Here is a 1,945-nt window from a genome sequence, read left to right on the forward strand (position 1 = left end):
AATTGAAGCGCGCCTGAACGCCATGGCGGCGGTGCGCGAGGCCGTGGTGTTGGCCCAGGAGGGGCTGAACGGCCAGCAATTGGTGGCTTACGTGATCCCGGCGCAAGGTGCCGAGGATGCAGGCGCCCTCAAGGCGCAGTTGAAAGCGGACCTGCCGGACTACATGGTACCGACGCACCTGCTGTTCCTGAATGAATGGCCACTGACCGCCAACGGCAAGCTCGACCGCAAGGCCCTGCCGCAGCCGGACGCAAGCCAGGTACAGCACGAGTACGTGGCGCCGCAAAGCGCGCTGGAACAGCAAATCGCAACTGTCTGGCAAGACGTGCTGAAACTGGAGCGGGTTGGTCTCACCGACAACTTCTTCGAACTGGGTGGCCATTCATTGCTGGCTACACAGATGGTGTCGCGCATCCGCCAACACCTCGGCATGAACCTGCAACTGCGCAAGCTGTTCGAAAATGCCAGCCTCGAGGCTTGCGTGGCTGCGCTTGAGCCAATCCAGGCGGCGATGCCTGCGCGCATTCCAAGGGTGCCGCGTGATCAACCGTTGCCCCTGTCCTACGCCCAGCAACGCCAGTGGTTCCTTTGGCAAATGGAACCCTCCAGTGCGGCGTACCACATCCCTGCGGCGCTAAGGATTCATGGCCACCTGGATTTGAAGGCGTTGCAACGCAGCTTAAGCGCACTGGTGCAGCGTCACGAGAGTTTGCGCACGACCTTTGTCCAGAAGGACGAGCGTGCGTTCCAGGTTATCCATGCCGAGTCCGGTCCGCTGCTGACGCCGCAGTTTCTCGATCTGACCTCGGCCAACCAGGCCGAGCAGATCCAGGCTTTTGTTCGCGATCAGATCAGCCGGCCGTTCGACCTGCAGAACGGTCCGCTGCTGCGGGTCGGGCTGCTGCAGGTGGCCGCCGATGAACAGGTGCTGGTGCTGACCCAGCATCACATCGTCTCCGATGGCTGGTCGATGCAGGTGCTGGTGCAGGAACTGATTGAGCGTTATGCCGCCTATAGCCAGGGTGGATCGGTTGAACCGGTGGAGTTACCGATCCAGTATGCCGATTACGCGGTGTGGCAACGCCAATGGATGGACGCCGGTGAGCGTGAGCGGCAGCTGGCTTACTGGACCAACGTCCTCGGCGCTGAACAGCCATTGCTGGAGCTGCCTGCGGACCGTCCGCGACCGGCACGCCAGAGCTTTGCCGGCGCCCGTCTGGCCGTCCAGTTACCGCAGGCATTGGGCCAGCAGCTGCGGCAACTGGCGCTGGGTGAAGGTTGCAGCCTGTTCATGCTGTTGCTGGCTTCGTTCCAGGGCCTGCTGCACCGTTACAGCGGCCAGTCGGACATCCGCGTGGGCGTACCGATTGCCAACCGCAACCGGGTCGAGACCGAAGGCCTGATCGGGTTCTTCGTCAATACCCAGGTGCTCAAGGCCGAAGTCGATCCGCAGCAGCGTTTCAGCGAACTGCTGCAACAGGTCAAGACGGCGGCACTGGGCGCCGAGGCGCATCAGGACCTACCGTTCGAGCAATTGGTCGAAGCCTTGCGCCCTGAGCGCAACCTGAGCCATAGCCCGTTGTTCCAGGTGTTGTACAACCACCAGAGCGCCGGCCGCCAAGCCATCCCGCAACTGCCGGGGCTGGTGATCAAGGCCCAGGAGTGGGAAAGCCGTACCGCCCAGTTCGACTTGACCCTCGACACCCTGGACGCCGACGGCGAGCTCAGTGCAACCCTCACTTACGCCACCGACCTGTTCGACGCAAGCACTGCACAGCGTATGGCCGCTCACTGGCTGAACCTGCTGCACGGTATCGTCGCCGATCCGCAACGGCGCATCGGGGAATTGCCGCTGCTGGACGCGACCGAGCAACAGCACAACATCGCCCAGTGGAACCCCGGCCCGCGCAGCTTCCCAAGCGACACCTGCGCCCATCAACTGATC

Annotated in this window: 1 protein-coding gene; it reads left to right on the top strand. The window is 62.9% G+C overall.

The window, feature by feature from the left end; translation table 11 throughout:
- The coding region (locus HX811_RS31830; protein ID WP_256344492.1) for a condensation domain-containing protein at positions 1–1,945 on the top strand (1,945 nt) is incomplete at both ends.

Origin of the sequence: Pseudomonas sp. F8002 (assembly GCF_013385495.1) — a bacterium.
Classification (GTDB): Bacteria; Pseudomonadota; Gammaproteobacteria; order Pseudomonadales; family Pseudomonadaceae; genus Aquipseudomonas.